Annotated in this window: 15 protein-coding genes; 4 read left to right on the forward strand and 11 right to left on the reverse strand. The window is 56.3% G+C overall.

Features of this window, described 5'->3' with window-relative positions; translation table 11 throughout:
* The first annotated feature begins 255 nt into the window (after positions 1–255).
* On the forward strand, positions 256–4,209 hold the full coding sequence (locus AC1DUY_RS21735; RefSeq protein WP_478116980.1) for an NACHT domain-containing protein: 3,954 nt from the start codon (positions 256–258) through the stop codon (positions 4,207–4,209).
* A 178-nt stretch (positions 4,210–4,387) separates the two neighbouring features.
* On the opposite strand, the gene AC1DUY_RS21740 is transcribed toward AC1DUY_RS21735, so the two are convergent.
* The 8 genes from AC1DUY_RS21740 to AC1DUY_RS21775 all read right to left on the reverse strand — a co-directional run bounded on the left by AC1DUY_RS21740 (position 4,388) and on the right by AC1DUY_RS21775 (position 12,708).
* Complete coding sequence (locus AC1DUY_RS21740) at positions 4,388–5,494, reverse strand: phage major capsid protein (protein WP_478116983.1); 1,107 nt, start codon at positions 5,492–5,494, stop codon at positions 4,388–4,390.
* Between the two features lie 19 nt (positions 5,495–5,513).
* Positions 5,514–6,068, reverse strand: coding sequence for an HK97 family phage prohead protease (locus AC1DUY_RS21745; RefSeq protein WP_478116985.1), 555 nt, complete (start codon positions 6,066–6,068; stop codon positions 5,514–5,516).
* A gap of 7 nt (positions 6,069–6,075) precedes the next feature.
* Positions 6,076–6,561, reverse strand: coding sequence for a hypothetical protein (locus tag AC1DUY_RS21750; RefSeq protein WP_478116987.1), 486 nt, complete (start codon positions 6,559–6,561; stop codon positions 6,076–6,078).
* A gap of 151 nt (positions 6,562–6,712) precedes the next feature.
* A complete protein-coding gene (locus AC1DUY_RS21755) occupies positions 6,713–7,762 on the reverse strand; it encodes a hypothetical protein (protein ID WP_478116989.1) in 1,050 nt (349 codons plus the stop codon).
* Between the two features lie 436 nt (positions 7,763–8,198).
* The gene (locus AC1DUY_RS21760; protein ID WP_478116991.1) at positions 8,199–9,662 is read right to left on the reverse strand and encodes an AAA family ATPase; all 1,464 of its coding nucleotides are present in this window, start codon (positions 9,660–9,662) and stop codon (positions 8,199–8,201) included.
* 47 nt (positions 9,663–9,709) lie between these two features.
* Positions 9,710–10,036 (reverse strand): hypothetical protein, encoded by a 327-nt coding sequence (locus AC1DUY_RS21765; RefSeq protein WP_478116993.1) that lies wholly within the window; start codon positions 10,034–10,036, stop codon positions 9,710–9,712.
* 451 nt (positions 10,037–10,487) lie between these two features.
* On the reverse strand, positions 10,488–11,648 hold the full coding sequence (locus tag AC1DUY_RS21770; RefSeq protein WP_478116995.1) for a tyrosine-type recombinase/integrase: 1,161 nt from the start codon (positions 11,646–11,648) through the stop codon (positions 10,488–10,490).
* Between the two features lie 694 nt (positions 11,649–12,342).
* Positions 12,343–12,708 (reverse strand): hypothetical protein, encoded by a 366-nt coding sequence (locus tag AC1DUY_RS21775; RefSeq protein ID WP_478116997.1) that lies wholly within the window; start codon positions 12,706–12,708, stop codon positions 12,343–12,345.
* 471 nt (positions 12,709–13,179) lie between these two features.
* On the opposite strand from AC1DUY_RS21775, the gene AC1DUY_RS21780 reads away from it, so the two are divergent.
* The 3 genes from AC1DUY_RS21780 to AC1DUY_RS21790 all read left to right on the forward strand — a co-directional run bounded on the left by AC1DUY_RS21780 (position 13,180) and on the right by AC1DUY_RS21790 (position 15,274).
* A complete protein-coding gene (locus AC1DUY_RS21780) occupies positions 13,180–14,229 on the forward strand; it encodes a YeeE/YedE family protein (RefSeq protein WP_478116999.1) in 1,050 nt (349 codons plus the stop codon).
* 88 nt (positions 14,230–14,317) lie between these two features.
* Positions 14,318–14,791, forward strand: coding sequence for a DsrE family protein (locus AC1DUY_RS21785; protein WP_478117001.1), 474 nt, complete (start codon positions 14,318–14,320; stop codon positions 14,789–14,791).
* A gap of 30 nt (positions 14,792–14,821) precedes the next feature.
* Positions 14,822–15,274: a DsrE family protein gene (locus AC1DUY_RS21790; protein WP_184518027.1), complete on the forward strand. Its 453-nt coding sequence runs from the start codon at positions 14,822–14,824 to the stop codon at positions 15,272–15,274.
* Positions 15,275–15,283: 9 nt separating this feature from the next.
* Here the strand turns inward: AC1DUY_RS21790 and AC1DUY_RS21795 are convergent, their stop codons facing one another.
* The 3 genes from AC1DUY_RS21795 to AC1DUY_RS21805 form a co-directional block, all read right to left on the reverse strand.
* On the reverse strand, positions 15,284–16,393 hold the full coding sequence (locus AC1DUY_RS21795; RefSeq protein WP_478117004.1) for a YeeE/YedE family protein: 1,110 nt from the start codon (positions 16,391–16,393) through the stop codon (positions 15,284–15,286).
* A 69-nt stretch (positions 16,394–16,462) separates the two neighbouring features.
* The gene (locus AC1DUY_RS21800; RefSeq protein ID WP_068731992.1) at positions 16,463–16,840 is read right to left on the reverse strand and encodes an ArsR/SmtB family transcription factor; all 378 of its coding nucleotides are present in this window, start codon (positions 16,838–16,840) and stop codon (positions 16,463–16,465) included.
* A 35-nt stretch (positions 16,841–16,875) separates the two neighbouring features.
* Positions 16,876–17,274 carry a thioredoxin fold domain-containing protein gene (locus AC1DUY_RS21805; RefSeq protein WP_441230048.1) on the reverse strand — a complete coding sequence of 133 codons (399 nt, stop codon included), beginning with the start codon at positions 17,272–17,274 and terminating at the stop codon, positions 16,876–16,878.
* Between the last annotated feature and the right edge of the window lie 38 nt (positions 17,275–17,312).

Here is a 17,312-nt window from a genome sequence, read left to right on the forward strand (position 1 = left end):
CGAACTGTTGGAAGCCGACTTGGCGCGTGCATCAACGCTAAGATTTGCGGCTTCTACACGCAGCGATCATTCGAATGACGTTGTGAAGCGAGCTGGGTAGGCTGACCGTCTGATACGGAAGTCTCGGTGCTCAAACTTGGATGCTTAGTATGGTAGAGCACTTGTTCGCCCCGCGATAAATTTCGCAACTCTTTACAACCATAGGCAGCCCGAGAATTATCAATCGGTTTGGTCGCTCTCCGATTCGGGACAGATATGGCAGTTCATTTCGATAATTTTTCGCCTCAAGCTTTTGAATGTTTGGTTCAGGCACTCTGCGTTCACACCTTTGGGCCAGGCACCATCGTGTTCGGAGCTGGTCCCGACGGCGCGAGAGAAGCCACCTTTGAGGGGGAGATCCCTTTCCCAAGTACGGTAGATCGATGGAAAGGATACACCGTCGTTCAAGCAAAATGTCGCGAGCATTTGAGACACAATTCTGACGATGCAAAGTGGCTCGCGGATCAATTGGCGCACGATCTCGAAAAATTCCTTGATCCAGCACGATCCCTACGTGCTCCCGAGTTCTATCTTTTGGTATCGAACGTGACACTCTCGTCGGTCGCCGATAAAGGAGGGAAGGCTAAGATTGAAAAAGTATTCGAGGATTACCGTAGTATAATTGGTATCAAGCGATACGCCGTCTGGGCTGCTGATGAACTTCGCGCCCTTTTGGAAGATGCTGAGGACATTCGTCGGGCTTATACCGCTTGGCTAACCCCTAGCGATGTGCTTGCTAACTTGGTCGAGCGGCTCGGTCGTCCCAATTTGACGAAGTTGCTTCCCCTTGCCCTTGCAAGAGACTTGAGAAATGAGCGCGACGTCAGATTGAAAGATGCCGGTCAAGAGCCGGAGAAAGCCATCTATCTTGAAGACGTTTTCGTTGATTTGCCAATCGTGGCGGAAGCCTCACAACACCCTAATTTATTTGACGAAGACGAAGTAACAAAGCATGACGCTGCCTCGCTGAACGTCGTTCGCAAAGTCTTGATCAGAGCTTCCGACAAATTAGAACCGGCCTTGATTCACGCCAATCGAAGGAAGGGAATTCCCTTACGTAACAGGATCGTCATTTTAGGCGGCCCGGGCCAAGGGAAATCGACCTTAACTCAGTTTATCATGCAGCTTGAGCGGGGACGACTGCTGCAAGCTCATCAGCCGTCGGCGATCAATCCGAAAGTCTCTGACTTGATCCCACCTATTTTGGCGCGAGCCGAAATTGAGGAACTGACCTTTAATCGTCCGACGCGCTTCCCAATGCGCGTTAATCTTCCTGACTTCGCCGATGCGATTCAGCGAACATTGGATCAAGGGGGGACGCTATCGCTTATAGCGTTCTTGTGTGATCGACTAGTTCAGAAGATCGACACCCGCATAACGCCGAGTGATGTTCGCGACTGGCTTGGCACATGTCCGTCTTTGATTGTGCTAGATGGCTTGGACGAAGTTCCCCAGACTGCGAATAGACGGCAATTGATCGACAGTATCGAAGCCTTTTGGGACGATCTACATTTGGCGAACGCCGATACCTTAGTCATCGTTACGACGCGGCCGCAGGGTTACAACAACGACTTGGACCCCATCTACTGGGAACATTGGGAGTTAGCGGGTCTCGAAAAGCCGCATATCAGTAAATTATCGCAGCGCCTGTCAGAAGTCCGACTGTCGAACCCCGCTTCTCGCCAAGATGTCGTCGATGCTATTAGTGTAGCAGCGAACGAGGAAGCGACAAAGTCTCTTCTAACTAGTCCATTGCAGATCGCGATCCTCTTTGGAATTGTCCTTTTAAAGGGAGCCGTTCCGAAAGATCGGTGGGAACTCTTTGACCGATACTATACTCTTTTGAGAGATCGAGAAGCGCAGAAGCCGCATTCTATTGTTCGGGATTATAAGCAGCAGATAGACCTTTTGCACAAAAGAGTCGGCTTTCTCCTCCACGTGGAGGCGGAGAAAGAGGGCAAATCCGTCTCGTATTTTTCACCCGACCAGCTTAAACAAATCATCAAACAGATTCTGACCGATGATGAATTTCCCGAGACTGATGTCGAGCGGATTGCGGACCTGCTTAAGACGGCTGCGACTGACCGGCTCGTATTTCTGGCAGCGCGGGTAGCCGATCAAATCGCGTTTGACGTCCGATCACTACAAGAATTCATGGCAGCCGGGCAGATAACGACCGCTTCGCCAGCGAACTTGGTTGAGAGGCTTCGCGAGATATCAACAGGCTCTCATTGGCGAAACGTGCTCAGGATTGCGGCAAGCAAAGTCTTTTCAGACACTGACTTTGGCTACTATAGAGATGACATTGTCGCGCTCTGTCATAGTTTGGATGCGGGCGACCTTGGTGACGAGTACCGGATTGTTCGGGCAGGCGGCCGCCTTGCTCTGGAACTGCTGACCGACGGCATCTCGCTATCAGCGCCAAAATATCGCAAAAGTCTACTCCGCCGTGCCTTCACCGTAATTGATCTCTGCCCAGACGTTGTTCCGGCTGCCCTCGTGGATCAGTTTTCAGGCGCAACGCGTGATATCTTCGAAGAGCAACTGCGTGATCGCCTCAGGCAAGGGACGACTTTAGCAGCGCAGGGCGCATTTAAGTTGGCCTTTGAACTCCTCAAAAACGCCCGCGAATGGTCGGAGGCTCTTATTATTGAACACTGGCCGACTGATCCAATAAAAGCATTAGTTCTAGTTCCGTTGCTGAATTTGCGCCACTGCACGGATCGCCTGCGTTCGAAGATACGAGATGACCAATGGCGAGCGGGACCAATCGAAGCACTTCGGCTAACGCAATCTCGGCAGACTGCAATCCTGTCGATGAATGGGTCGGAATTCATTGAGACAATTTCTGTCCTCCCCTTAGCTTATTCTGCGGTCCGAGAGCACCGCAGTCGCTTGCAAAGAATTACAATTGTTCCCACCGCAGAGGACGGTGCGCACGGGCTAACCAGCGCGTTGATGCCGATTGCGGACGGTCATCTTTACGAGTTTCGACGCACTCCACCAGCAGGCTCTGGTTGGGAGCCGCTTCAAAAGGTGTCAGAGCTGGCTCGTAAGCCGACTAAGAAGTCGTTGGCAGACGCTCTAGAAGCGCTCGGTTCTTTCGATCAATATCGCGCCTTCGTGAACTATTTTCCCTGGATATTGCAGTCTGCAATCGCTCTCAAGACTGGGACAAATACGTTCGCGTCAATCGCCGAGCTTGTATTAAACAATGCATTCGGCGGCCCGGATGATTGGCTTCGTACCGAACGGAGATGGTCTAAAGGATTAACAAAAACGGATTTAGTCGCGTCGAACCGAAAGATATCGATTGGCGGAGGAATTGGAAAGCTGGGCATCCCTCCCTTAACTCGACTCCAACTCTCACATTCGCCTCTCGACACAAAGCGCGCTCGTGATTTGATCGAAGCGACTTGCGAAGTTCTTGATGACGAACCCCGATCTCGTTTGCTAAATGCGACATTCTTCATGCTGCACAACCCAACGCTCACCGAAGACTCGGTCGGCGTCAAGAGGCTATTGGATCAGATAGTGCAAGAGGTCTGTGACGCATCTGCGCCCCCTGATACAAACACGCTTCGGGAGCTGCTTGAGACTGGATGGACTCCCTTAGATAACGAGAAGTATCTCGCATATCTGGATAACCTCGCGCGAAGCAATGACTTTCAGTTTATTTCTTTGAATTTTACATTTGGTAAGTCGCCTGCCGTTGGAATGGTCGCCACGTTCGTAAAGAACAGCGATCTTCGGGGGCTGCTGGTCTTTATCGCGAAGTACGTTTTGCTGTCGAAGGTCGATCTCACTTCTATCGAAATCTCTCATTTGACCGGTTACCCAAATGACAGCGACTCCATTCGTGTTTCGTTGGCCATTCTGCAATTGGCAACCGATCGTTGGGCTGCGAGCGATATTCCAAATCTCGTGGAGCAATTGGCGCCCCGAATGTCGCTTGGCTTAAATCTAAAGACTCTTTATCAGCGCATCGCCAAGCATCCGAATGGGCTTGACCTTCTAATCGCGATGGGAGCGCACGCAGATGGTTTTGAGCCCCAGAGGCACAATGACTATATTGACGCACTTCTACGACAAATTAATGCCCGACCGTCGAGGCTGGGAGACAGTAGCGTTAGAGTTCATCTTAGGTTACCGAACATAGCGGTCAACTAATTGTGCCGCAGATTCGTAAGCCTATTTGGTCTCCGTTTGGGTGCCGCAGCGAAGAACGTCTATTCGTTGGAATCCCATTTTGCGGATACGCGAAATTTTCCTTCGGCCGCTGCGAACCCTTCAATTGCCAGAGATCAAATGCCCCCCGGCCGGCGTTTATCGCCGGCCGGTGCATTCGTTAGCTGGTTGTCATTCTGAGCTTCTTAACGGCATTGGCCTGAACGACGCCACCGCCGACGCGTCGGCTGGCATGCATTCGGGTCGTTGAGTTTGTTGCCAGCAGGTATGGATTGACGAGGACCGACAGGTCGGTGCGATCTATGATGCGATATGCCGTCCCGATGTCGCCGAAGAGGACGGGAAATGCCCCGGACGCTACGTCGTCCATATCCACGGCTTCCGCCACAGGTCGGCCCAAAATCGTTTCCGGCTGACCCGCCTGATAGGCCGGCTGCCATAGGTACTGGCCAGTCGTGTCTTTCAACTTGCGAATGGCCGCCAGCGTAGAGCCGTTGAGTACGAACGTGCCGCGATTGCGGTAGAACGCCGGCAACGCATAGACCATGTTGATCAGCGCGTCGGCCGAAAGGTTTGTCGCGTGACCGTTGGGTACGTAGCCGACGCCTGCGTCGGTCATGATGCCAGCCGGCTGGGTCACGCCGTCGCCCTTGACGAAGGCCACGGCTTCTTTCTGGCCAAAGTCCTCGGCCAGTGCCAACCGTACCTCGGAATCAATGTCAACGACCGCATCCTGCAAGACTTGATTGGACAAATCCACATAGGTGTTCAGTTCACGTGCAACGATCTCAAGCTGGCCGAACGACGGTTCGCTACCTTCCTGTGTCGCAGCTTCGCCTTTCCATTTGGCGTTTGTGATGCCAGTCCTCTTCTGCAACGTCACGGACCCGTGCGAGGTCTGCTTGACGGTTGCAAGGGCACGAACTGGCGAGAACAGCGTAAGGTCGCGAATAAACTCTGTTGTGAACTCGGCGGGCGCAAGATAACCGCCCTGCGGTGCCACGCCTGCTCGGAGCATTTTTGCTTCGTCAGCGCCAACGCCATTGTCTCCACGCCGCAGATAGCTATTGAAGGACTTTGCTTCGGTTGGCGCTCCATTGTCGTTTGCCGCGACCGGATAAAAATTGTCATTCGCGGCGACGGGCCGACGAGCTTTCGCTTCGAGCTTATCAAGCCGCGTTGTCAAGGTGTCGAACGCGGAAGTCGTCGTCTTGGTCAGAGTATCGAGTGCGTCGGTAACGTCGAAGTCAGTGGCTTCGTGTGCCATGGGCATTAAGTGCAAATCCTTAGATTGAATTGTCGATCTCTCGCGATGCTGCGATGATCTGGTGAAATAGAACGTTGGCAGCGATTGCCGCATTAACGCGACGGATATGGTCTGCATCCGTGGCGTGGCTTTTGACTGAGATTATCTTTGCGTTGACGTTAGCCGGCATGGCCACCGCGCTGACTTCTGAAAGCTTGATAGCTTCCAGGCGGCGACCGCGCTTGCCCATTGGCGAGAACCGGGTCGCGCTGTAGCCAATCGACATCGAAAGAGCGTCAACCTTCATCAAGGCGTAAGCGTCGTCGCCCAGCGATGAGCCGATGGCGAGGACTCCATCTATGCGAAGTCCCTTTTTGTCTTCGAAGAGGCTGGTAATCTTGCCGATTGGAGCGGACGTGTCGTGATGCCATAACAACGCGGGCATCGTTCCTGCCGCGCGGTGTTCGGCAATCGACGCGGAGAATGCACCGGGTGCGATCACATCGCCGTAGGTGTCGGGCGCGCCGTCGAACGTCGAGGCATATGCGCTAAACTGGCCGGCGCCCGCTGACTTGACCGCGAGCGGGAGATACAATCGCTTCTCAGGCAACGGTGGCGCTCAACGATAGATAGGCGACGATGTCAAACAGCGTTGTTCCTGCCATGATTGAGTATCGGTGCGAGCCGCTGTTCTCCCAGCCGTCGCGGCAGTACAGCGTCTCAAAGTCGCCTTCGTGGCATTTCGTGTGAATGCGCACAGCGGGGACGTTCGTGAATACCTCAATCCGCGACCAGTAGGCGTATAGCGAGAGCAGCCGGCGTTCTTTTCGGAGGAATACTTCAACCATCGAATCGACAAGCTCGCCAAGCGTATGCTCGTCATCGCCTGGAAGGTGATAGTAATGCCGAGCCACGGAAGTTGCGGTCTTCGGCGTCGCTTCTGCCATCACTGCGAGAAGCAGGTAAGTTAGTGGATGATCAGGTTCATCCCATGCGCCGGAGGCAATCAGCGCGTTCGCGATGCCTTCGACCTTTTCCAGGGGCGTTCCAGTGTAGAGGGCCAACGCTCGTGTAATAGCTGACACCATTAAGTGCAGACTCCTTGGTTGCGGTGGAGGGGCAGAATGGCCCCTCACTATCAATCCTCGGCACGCGGTTTGGTGTGCAAGCCGAGTGAAGAGACGCCATCGCGTCCCTTCACTCTCTATCCGTAGCGACCGTTTTGGCGTGCAAGCCGCTCTAGGCGGCAAGCCGCACGCCGCGTTTGGGCGATACCGGAAGGCCGCTCTTGCTCACGTATTCCCGGTAATTCGCTGCGGTGTGCTTTGCCTCGATTGCGGCATGTGCGGCTTCCAATGCCTCCCACACCAATACGGAACCTTCGCCCGGACGCTTGTAACCTTTCTTCGCGGCAATCTCCGCGAATGTTAGGTTGTGGCAACAAGCGTCAACCAGCGGCCCCCAAAGCGGACCAACTGCCGCAAGAATGTCGCGCAGATCGTTCTGCGCATCGATCTTCCGTTGCGGAAACAGGTCGTCGTGTATCGCGTTAAAGGGGGTGTCCACGGGTGGCTTTTTTACCCTGCGGGCAAAACCGTCGTGCCTGATCGCACCTTCTTCGCCATCCTTTGCGGACGGTCGGGGTTTGCCTCGCTTCGATAGGCGGCCATCGTAGGCTCTCCTTTTCCGATCCAGCGTTCGGCCGTGTTCATAGAGGACTTCGCCGGATGCACTGCGCTGCACGCCGAAGTCAGGTGTGGACACCTTACCGGGGCGGTGGATGGCGTCCGCAAGCGGGTCGGCAAACGCCGCATCATACACGTCGCGGACGAAATGGGCGGTCCCCAGCAATTCCGGGGCATTAGCTTTGCCCGAGCGTTTGATGGCCTCTTCAAGCGGCCATGACTCCGTGTTCTTGAAACCGACCGAGTTATCATTGGCGGGGACAAGTAGCGTGGCTGGCACTGCGCAGAGTTCGTTTAGCTGTGTCATGTCAAATGCCCTCTTTGCCGACGCTAACCTTGTCGCGTCCTGTTGCTTGCGGGTGTCGTCATCGACGTTGCGAACCAAAGGGTTGGGCGAATCCGATGTCGTCGTGGATGGGATTTCTTCGAAGACATGGGCAAGCGGGTTAATGTCGGTTTCGCGTTCCGTTGCCGCATCGTCCACGGTCCGACCGTACCGCTTTTTCAGAGCGGCTTTGCCTCTGATGCGGTGGCTGTGATCGCCTTCGTGCAAGTCCACGGAGGCATTGTCGCTGTCGAGCTGATCGTCGTCGTCAAAATCCATGAGTCATCCTTCGGCGCGAATGGCGTTCGCGCACGTTGTGAAGAAAAGGCCACGCAATCATGACGTGGCCGAACATGCCGCGCGTTTCTGCGGCGGAGATTTAGAGTTGCGTAAGGGAAGATCGAATTCGGTGTGGTAGTATCAGCCGTAACGTCCACCGCCTCGATGTCAGAACGTTACGGGTCACTGGCATGCGTCTACCCTTAACGGGCAACGCTCGCAACTTCGCTACAGTTAAAAGTACTATTTGAAATCGCGTTTTGCTTCAACTCTGTCAGGCCAATTCTTGATTGGTTGGCCTCGATCGTTCTTACTATCAAAGGCTGCTGTGACCGGCCGATCCGCGAAAGTCTGTTCAATACTATCTGCGTGCGTTGGTGGGTGGTGTCCCCTAAGGGGGGACACCACCCGTAACGCACGCATGCGCGTCAGTGCGTTACTCTGCGTCAGTGTCTTCTGATCCTGGCGCCGCAACTTCCAGATACGGCTTTTCGTGCCGTGTCTTGTCAGCGCGATGCACGATCTTGAAATGACCTTCCGCAACGAGACGCTGAATGGTGGCATCCAGCCGGCGTTTGGCCACGTTGTCGCGCAGTTCGATGCCCATGACGGCCGCGAAGACGAACCCCGCCCAATCGGTCGCAAGCCAATGCGCCTTGAACTGGCCGGCAGCAATGCGCCGCTTGATCTCAGCAAGCTGATCGGCCGGCACGTCTGTGACCGTCTCGGATGGCCATCGCCATGGCGTGGCGACTCCAACGCTGTCGCCCGGCGTGTAGAAGTTGCCACCGTTGCCTAGATCGATCGAGATGAGCCGGCGCCAATCGGAATGGCCTGTGCGACGGGCCAGATTGGACTTGCCGTTGTTCACACGGAAGTAGTCAAATCGGTCGTTCGCATCAATTCCCGCTTTTTCCGCTTCTTGCGCCGTCATGCCGTTTATTGTGTGGACGCTGCGCGCCTTGTCCTTGAGAGCGCCGGCACCACGACCGGACTCGGCAGTTACTTCGGCCCTGCCGTCCCCGGCGCTCTTGTTGATGTGATGGATCAGTTCAACAGCGGCGTTGGTGGCATTCGCCACACGAACCCACTGTTCGGCGACTTGCTGGATTTGAGAATTGGCGTTTTCCTCAACCGAATGGGTCGATACAAAGGGATCGACGATTAGAACGTCGATCTCCTTGTCGATGATTTCGTTGATGATCGCCGATACGACAGGTTCGACAATCGTCGTGCCCTTGCCGTCGTTCTTGACCACACAGAACGATTGCTCACGGCCGCTATCGACGAAAAGGTTATCGCCAAGCTCTTCGGCAGTAACGCGGAAGTGCTTCATGGCCGCGACCAGCTTTCGTTGCGTCTCGTCCAGGGGGTCTTCCAGATTCACAATCCAACATTTTAAGGGTCGTTCAACCGCATGGCCGAGCAACGGCTTGCCCGTCGCCATGGCCAATGCGTCGCTGATCTTCGCGGTAGATTTGCCGCTACCGCCAGCGCCGAAGGTGGCCGATAGATATTTTCGGTACAGGTGGCCACCATAGAGGCATTCCCGCTTTGGGATGGCCTTGGGGTCCACGTAGACAAACGGCGTGGCTTTGACGGTCGGGCTTTTGCTGGCGCCTTTGGCTTGATAGCGGCGGGTTAGGTTGTCCCGCCCGATATCGGTGGCGCGACCGGCCGAGAAGGACAGGTGAATATCACGCCAATGATCTTCACCTATGTCCCGAATTCGCAGGTGGAATTCCTGCGACCTCTTGGTCCGTTCGTAATCTGCAACGTTGTTGCCGACCAACGTTCCCAATTCAAATGCCACCATGTGCGCGTCAGCTAGGCTGTCGGTATGTGCCCATCCGGCGAAGACGTGCCGAAGCGCGGCTTCGCGCATTTCGGCTTTAGACATGTTGTCGTTATCGTGGGCTTGGTCTTCTGGCTTTTTCTTGGCGTTTATCAAGCTGCCACCTCAACCCGAAGCAGTCCGGTCAGGACGGCGACAAACCCGGCAACGGTCATGGTGGCCGGCTGAAAGCCAACGAGGCGGCTGGCGTCGTTGACTGCCACGGCCCATTTTTCACTGGCCCAAGAGTAATGCTCTTCGAGCCGGCACCATTGCGCATCGGAAAGGTCCATGATGGCCGTGGCGAGGCCGTCCAGAGCTTCGGCGGCGCGAACGTTGCGAGGGTCGCCGGGGAATTTGGCGGCGATAGACCGGCGCCAAGATGCCGTCCGGCGCAGGTGTGCGGATAGAGATTTCACGCAATCAGTTTTTTGATTCATTAGCTTTCTGGGGTGGAAATGCCGGCTACCGGCCGAAACGGGTGGAGCGGCAATGGCGGCTCCTACTATCCATCCGCGAGGGATGGCTTGGCATGCATGCCGGGCTAGCCGTTGGACCCAATCGCACGCTTGGATTGCGTGCAGTCCGTTCCTATATCTTTGGAAAGTCAAACAGGAGCGTGCAACGCCGGTCCAGCAGGCGATGGTTACAACATCCGAAATTCTGGAAGCGATGGAGCAGGGCGCGCGCCTGCAATACGGACAAATGGACCGAAGTCTATTGGTCATGCCGGACAGACGGAGTGCGCGGTTCCGTACGCGCAGTTTGCCGCGCTAGAAGAAGGCCGTACGATCAAGGCGCGACATATGCGCCAAGGCGAATGGGTCGTCGTCTGAATGGATAGCCGCCGTGCCCAATAGCCGGCGGCGTTTTATTAGCGGCGAAGGGCGATCACGCGGCCTGTCCGACGATTGCCATGACGTGAGCTTCCCAGCGAGTCAACGCGTCGAGCTTCTGCTTAAGATAGTTCGCGTTGTTATAGACGCGATCCATGTCTTTTTTTGAATGATTGAGAATCGACTCAGACACCTCACCAATTACGTCGAGGTCTTCGCTCATGGCGGTTTTCCCCGTGCGCCGCAAATCGTGCAGAACCCAATGCTCGTTAAGTTTAGCTATAGCGTCGATTTTCTCTTTCATATGACTGTAATTTGCAAAACCCGTGTCCCATCGACCGAAAACCATTGTCCGATTTGTAACGTCAATCGACGACAACAGCGCGAACGCCAGCGGTCCCAAAGGGATTATGTGCTTGCCGCCTTTCTTGTTCTTGACCCGCTGTCGTTTGAATTCCAGACGGCGTTCTTCAAAGTTTACTTCGTCAACTCTCAACGAGCCGATTTGATCTTCACGTTGGAGCGTCAAAACCATGAGTTGAAAGACGTTCCGTTCGTCCGTAGGTAGTGCTTCAACTGCGTTCCACACCTTCTGTAGCTCGGCGGGAGATAGCGCACGGTCTCGTTGAGTTTCTGTGTTCTTGTTCGTTTTCTCGACGGGGTTGTATTCGCAGACGCCCTCACCGATAGCCCAGTTGAAGAATTTTGACAGGACAGCGCGGGAGCGGTTCATGGTCGTTTTGCCGATTAAATTGATCGCGGCAAGCTCGGTGGCAACGTCGGCGCGGGTGATGGTTTTGATTGGCTTGGCGTGTAAATTCTTGAAATGCACTTTTATGGCGCGAACGTTGTCGCTGTAATATTTGGTGGCCCATTCCGCTTTAAAATTTTCGAGAAAACGGTCCACATATCGGCCGAATGTGTCCGAGACCTGCGCAGCCTTTTCGGCCCGCGAGGCAGCAGGGTCGATCTTAGCGGCCACTTGGTCGAACACCTTTTTGGCGTGAATTTTCGCATCGGCTAGGCTGACCTTCGCGACATTTCCCAAAGTCGTCCGGCCGGATTTCGAGCCAACGCGGTACTGTGCAATGTAGTATTTGTTCCCGCTTTCCCGAACCCTTAAGCCGAAACCCGGCATGGCATCGTCAAATTCGATATGGTCGGCTTTACCGGCGGGGGCATTGAAAGCCTTGACGTTCGCTTCCGTAAATTTCATGGGCTGCCTCATATGGAATTGGGAAGCACATGGGAAGCGCTGCGAAGGCGTTTCACTTCATTCCCGTTCCTATTAATCAGCCATCAAATGCTAATAAGCGCCATAAATCAACAAGAATGCTTCCCATTTCATGCCAGTTCATATGATTGAGCTGACTGTAAATCAGCCGTCTTATGACTTCGAAGGTTCGAGTCCTTCTTCCCCCACCATTTTCACATCGTTGACGAATTGGCCCTGCGGGGCGGCGGCTTGTCAGTAATCCTGTAAGCAATTGTATTTTCGGTGTTTGTTCGCTTCAAGCAGCGCATATTTGCCTGGTTCCGAACGCGCCTGCCTAATTCGATTTGGGGTCCGACGGCGGCTTCCGCAGGTTGGCGGTCTCGGGATCGAAGCCAATAGCGTAGACGTCCAAGACGCCAGCTTCACGCAGCTTCCGTAGCTCGCTCGCCGTCTGATCGAGGGTCTGTACGGTTCCGTAGCAGACCTTCTCCGGCTGCCCGTGAGGGGTCCCGTAGATATTGTAGGCCACGACTGAAACACACCCCGTGATTGCTGCGAAAGGCTTGCAAACGCTACCGCAGTCATTGGCGTGTTGTCTATAAAAATAGACAACTTGGTGGTGGGGCGGCTGCGTCAACACGTGTGGCCGAAGACTTGCGCAGATGGGTCATGACCGTGGTGGTGCTAAGCTCGCTCACGCATGCACGCTTCTCATTGGTTTATCTGACAGCCACGAACACACCGCGGCTGGAACTGCTCCCGCTATCGCAACGGACACATCGAAATATGGCTGGCCCATGTAGCGTGCGACAAGCTCGGCCAGGATAGCCGCCACCGGCATCGTCGCGATGAGCCGCACGTAAAGCGGCTGGGCAGAAAGCGCCCAGTCCACTCCTGCCGTCAACCAAGCAGGAATGACGGCGAGCACATACGCAATTCCCACCAGCCACGCCAGGAACCCGATGTCGGGAAAACCATCGCGCAACAACTGATCGGCTGCGATGTAGACGAACAGCACGAGTGGCGGAAACAGCGTCGTGAAAACGAGCAGTCGCTTCATAAAATCATCTCCAAGATCTCTTGGTCTGACTTGGAAAAGTTTTCGTTCAACTTTCTCAGTCGCATGAACTCAGCGTTGCACGGCCGTGCGACCGATGGGGTGCACCCTTCGCCGAGCCCCGCCGTCCTTATTCGGGAGCGCGGGAGCCTAGCCCTTGGTGTTGCTTTGATCGATGAAGCTTCAGATCCGCTTGCCGCGCCCTCCAAAGAACTGAGCGCTATGCCCGTGTTGAGCCGGGCAAGATCGAAAATGCCGTTTCGAAAATTGGGTGCGAAACACCAGTGTGGCGATCTCTGCCGCTCCCAGAGCGATAGTCATTATGCATCGCGTTCCGCAATCTAATGGAATTATGTTTCCTGTTTTCCGGTGCCTGTAGAACTTCCTCCTTAAATCATGGGTCAACTGGACCGCTTCTGAAACTGCCGGTAGTAATTCGGCTGCATCACCTCAAAATCACGTTCGGATCATTCGATGTTTGCGCTCCCGGTTGTCGCGGGTTTTGCGATTGGCGCCGTTTTCGGCGTGGTCGGTCTGCTGAGTGGCTTCTGCCTCATGAGCAGCCTGCGCGACTGGTGGGCGCATGACGACGGACGCAAGATCCGCAGCTACGCGCTGGCGGTTGCCGTGGCGGTTGTCGGCACACAATTCATTGCCCGCGCTGGGATCGTCGAGATCGCCAAGTCGCTCTATTTGCAGCCGTCATTCTCGGCGCCGTTGATCTTCGTCGGCGGGCTGTTGTTCGGCCTGGGCATGGTGCTGTCGAATGGCTGTGCATCGCGTGCACTGGTGTTGCTCGGCAAGGGGAATCTACGATCGCTGGTCGTGATCGCGATCATCGGCGTCACGGCGCAGATGACCTTGAAGGGCCTGCTCGCGCCGATGCGGCTGTCGATCCTGCAATGGACGCAGACGACGCCCGGGGTGAATTCTCTTCCGTCGCTGTTCGGTACGCTCGGTCTGCCTGACGCAACGGCGCGCGTCGTAGCAACTTTGATTGTCGGCGGTGCGCTGTTGGTGTTTGCACTGTCGCATCGTGCGTTTCGACGTTCGCCGGGGCAACTCGCGGCGGGGTTCGTGATGGGCCTGCTGGTGATCGCCGGCTGGCTGACAACCGGTTGGCTTGGTGCCGATGAGTTCGATCCGATTCCGGTGGCGTCGCTCACATTCGTGTCGCCGGCTGCCGATACGCTGCAATTCATCATGCTGTCGACGGGCATGACGCTGAATTTCGGCATCGCGCTGGTAGCGGGTGTGTTCGTCGGCAGTCTTCTCACGGCCTTGCTGACCGGACGCTTTGAGTTCGAGGGCTATACGTCGGCACGCCATACGGGCCGTTCGATGGCAGGTGCCGCGCTGATGGGGATCGGTGGCGCGATGGCCTATGGCTGCTCGATCGGGCAGGGGCTGACAGGTGTGTCCACGCTCGCACTGCCATCCTTCGTCGCGGCCGCTGGTATCTTTGCGGGTGCTGCAGTTGCGATCCGCGGCCTGGCACTGCGTCCTGTGTTTGCGACGCAATAAATCCTCTCTAGTCCGCTTCGTTAGTTTGATTGCGCTGGCGCAGGGCGATTGCTAATCAATCCCCTGATCGTCAGAGGTTTTGTGCGCAATGAAAAGGCGAGGACTGTTTTTCTGTTTGTCGGTCCTTGCGCTGATGTCATTTGCAACGGGCCCGGTCATTGCGCAGACACGGCCCGCCAAACAGGACGCCGCGCCGGACAAGCCCTTCGCCGAGCATTTCATCGCCTTGCAGCTGTCCGATTCCGATCCGAAGAAAGAACGCCTCGTTCTCAGCGTCGCCAGCAATCTCCTGAAAGCCTATGGACCGGACAAGGTGGCGGTTGAAGTCGTCACCTTCGGCCCCGGCATTGATCTGCTGCGCGACACCAACGAACACCGTGCGCTGGTCGATAGTCTGGTGACCCAGGGCGTGCGCTTCAGCGTCTGTGGCAACACGCTGGATACGATTGAGCGGGACGCCGGCAAGCGGCCGGCGATCAATCCGCATGCGGTTGAAGTGCAGGTCGGCGTCGGCCATCTGCTGGATCTGACTGAGCGCGGTTTTACGATCGTGCGTCCCTGAAATTGTATGTCCCTGAAAAGGAATTTTGAGATGCGATCATTGTTGAGATCGATTGCCGGAGCCGTCCTGTTGTCGCTGATCGCGTTGTCCGCTTATGCAGCAGGCGCGAAGGAGCATCGCGTCGCCATTCAGGTCAATCAGAACGATCCGGCTCTGATGAATCTGGCTTTGAACAACGCGACAAACGTCATGGAATTCTACAAGGCGAAGGGTGAGGACGTTCAGATCGAGATCGTCACTTATGGGCCAGGTCTGCACATGCTGCGCGACGACACCTCGCCGGTGAAGGACCGCATCAAGCAGATTGTCGATGCCAGCTTCCCGTCCAGCGTCAAATTCATCGCCTGCGGAAATACCAAAGAGGGCATGGAGAAGCGCGAGGGCAAGGCTATCAGTGTTGTATCCGAGGCGACGGTGGTGCCATCGGGCGCGGTTCGGCTGATTGAGTTGCAGGAAGCCGGCTGGAGCTACCTCAAGCCTTGATGCCGGCGGTTACTTGGATGGCGGCGCTTTCCGCGCCAGCAGCATCCAGTTGCGTTGAATGAGGTCGCGCGGCGAGCCATCGACCAGGATAGCGATGCCGATCCGCGCGCCGAGCACCATGCCGCCGACGGCGATCGGCCAGGACAGCGCCAGCATCGATCCTGCGGTAATGCCCTGACCGATGGTGCAGCCGCCGGCCAGAATGCCGCCGACACCCATCAGGCAGGCGCCGATGAGATGGCGGCGCATTTCGTGATCGTCGTCGAAGGCTTCCCAGCGCAGTTCCGCGGCGAACCACGCTGCAGCCCATGCACCGGCAATGACGCCGAACACGCTGCCGACGCCGAAATCGGCGAAGTTCGCGACATTCAGGACCCCGGCATACAGTGCTTTTCCGATGGTCGACACGAATGTCAGGCTTTGCGGGCGCGGCGGACCCGCGAAATCGTCGTTCAATCCCACCGTGACAATCCAGCCGGCAATCGTGAGTAATCCGAGTGCGACACCGGCAGTGAGCAGGCGCGGCGCGCGGCGCAGGCGTTTGTCGCTGAGTGCCAGCCAACAAAGGCCGCTGCCGACAATGATGGCGAGCGGCACGCGCAGATCGCGGCCGGTCGCTTGCGTCAGCAGTGATGCAAAGTCGGAGCGTATGCCGTCCGGCATGCGGATCGCTAGCTGCTCAAGCACGCCAATGCGAAGATCGGCGAACAGTCCGCGCAGAGTGGCATAGGCCGTCGCACCCAGCACGAGGATCACGATCAGGCTCCTGAGATCGCCGGTGCCGAGCCGGACCAGCGAGCCGAAGCCGCACGTGCCGACCATTGCCATGCCGGTGCCGAACATGATGCTGCCGATGACGATCGCAATGAGGGGCAATGCGGTGGGAACGTAAGTGGTGTGTTCGGGCGCGAGAAAGCCGGACAGGATCAGCGCCTGCGTGCCGAGCACGGCGATACCCAGAGCCAGCCCAAAGATCTTCAGGCGGCGATTGTCACCGCCCATCAACGCATCTTCGATCGCGCCAAATGTGCAAAGGCGCGCGCGTCGCACGGCAAATCCCGCAGCAGCACCGATGGCAAAGCCAGCCAGCGCCGATAACCAGGCAGACATGTTCTGCATGGGTTTCCTCCCGATGTGAGGCGCGCTGGCCTTACGGGCCGCGCGCCTCCGCCTGCCAGATCGGCGGCGTTATTTTTTCTTGGTCGGCGCCGGCGTGGCGCAGAAGATATCGTAGATGACCGAGATGACGCTTCGCACGTCGTCATTGGCCAGGCTGTAATAGATCGTCTTGCCGTCGCGGCGGGTCTCGACCATGCCGTCGTAGCGCAGACGCGCGAGTTGCTGGGACACGGCTGACTGCCGCAGCGACAGGATGTTTTCCAGTTCGGACACCGACCGTTCCCGCTCCGCCAGCAGACACAACAGCAGCAGGCGGTTTTCGTGCGAGATCGCTTTGAGGAAATTGCTGGCCTTGCGGGCCTTGCGCATCAACTGATCGAGTTCGGGCGAATATTCCGCACCGTCGCGCAGTTCGTCTTCGAGTTCGGATGGGATGATAGAAGCCATGGCAGCGTGCGTGTCCCGCGAATGTTTGAAGAGGATCAGGAACGATTGGCGTTGGGCTGTGAGTTGGTCAGTCTGGCAGCATACTTCCCGAGCAGGCTCCAGAAAGATTCGTCGTTCATGTAGCCGGTGATGCGACCGACCTCGCGGCCGTTGTCGACGATCAGAAAGGTCGGCGTGAAACGCACCGGCGACGCCAGTACGATGCCGGGCGATTTGTCGCGATCCATATCGATGCGGCGCAGCGGAAGAAGCTTGGCTTCGTCGGTCTTGTCATAGACCGGCGCGATCTCGCGATTCCAGCGCGCGCACCAGACGCAGCCATCGCGCTCGAACATCAGGAGTTCGGACGCATCAGCGATGCGCGGCGACAGCGCCGCAGTCATCACCAACAAAGTCGCGATCAACGAGGTTTTCAGAGGCAATTTCCACGTCATGTGTTACACATACACGAATTCGAATATTTATGCCAGAA

This window comes from Tardiphaga sp. P4_G1 (assembly GCF_056401215.1).

Excerpts from the sequence above, each read along its gene's own strand:
- AC1DUY_RS21735 (WP_478116980.1), top strand. The coding sequence starts at position 256 with ATGGCAGTTCATTTCGATAATTTTTCGCCTCAAGCTTTTGAATGTTTG.
- AC1DUY_RS21740 (WP_478116983.1), bottom strand. The coding sequence starts at position 5,494 with ATGGCACACGAAGCCACTGACTTCGACGTTACCGACGCACTCGATACT.
- AC1DUY_RS21750 (WP_478116987.1), bottom strand. The coding sequence starts at position 6,561 with ATGGTGTCAGCTATTACACGAGCGTTGGCCCTCTACACTGGAACGCCC.
- AC1DUY_RS21755 (WP_478116989.1), bottom strand. The coding sequence starts at position 7,762 with ATGGATTTTGACGACGACGATCAGCTCGACAGCGACAATGCCTCCGTG.
- AC1DUY_RS21760 (WP_478116991.1), bottom strand. The coding sequence starts at position 9,662 with ATGTCTAAAGCCGAAATGCGCGAAGCCGCGCTTCGGCACGTCTTCGCC.
- AC1DUY_RS21765 (WP_478116993.1), bottom strand. The coding sequence starts at position 10,036 with ATGAATCAAAAAACTGATTGCGTGAAATCTCTATCCGCACACCTGCGC.
- AC1DUY_RS21770 (WP_478116995.1), bottom strand. The coding sequence starts at position 11,648 with ATGAAATTTACGGAAGCGAACGTCAAGGCTTTCAATGCCCCCGCCGGT.
- AC1DUY_RS21775 (WP_478116997.1), bottom strand. The coding sequence starts at position 12,708 with ATGAAGCGACTGCTCGTTTTCACGACGCTGTTTCCGCCACTCGTGCTG.
- AC1DUY_RS21780 (WP_478116999.1), top strand. The coding sequence starts at position 13,180 with ATGTTTGCGCTCCCGGTTGTCGCGGGTTTTGCGATTGGCGCCGTTTTC.
- AC1DUY_RS21785 (WP_478117001.1), top strand. The coding sequence starts at position 14,318 with ATGAAAAGGCGAGGACTGTTTTTCTGTTTGTCGGTCCTTGCGCTGATG.
- AC1DUY_RS21790 (WP_184518027.1), top strand. The coding sequence starts at position 14,822 with ATGCGATCATTGTTGAGATCGATTGCCGGAGCCGTCCTGTTGTCGCTG.
- AC1DUY_RS21795 (WP_478117004.1), bottom strand. The coding sequence starts at position 16,393 with ATGCAGAACATGTCTGCCTGGTTATCGGCGCTGGCTGGCTTTGCCATC.
- AC1DUY_RS21800 (WP_068731992.1), bottom strand. The coding sequence starts at position 16,840 with ATGGCTTCTATCATCCCATCCGAACTCGAAGACGAACTGCGCGACGGT.
- AC1DUY_RS21805 (WP_441230048.1), bottom strand. The coding sequence starts at position 17,274 with ATGACGTGGAAATTGCCTCTGAAAACCTCGTTGATCGCGACTTTGTTG.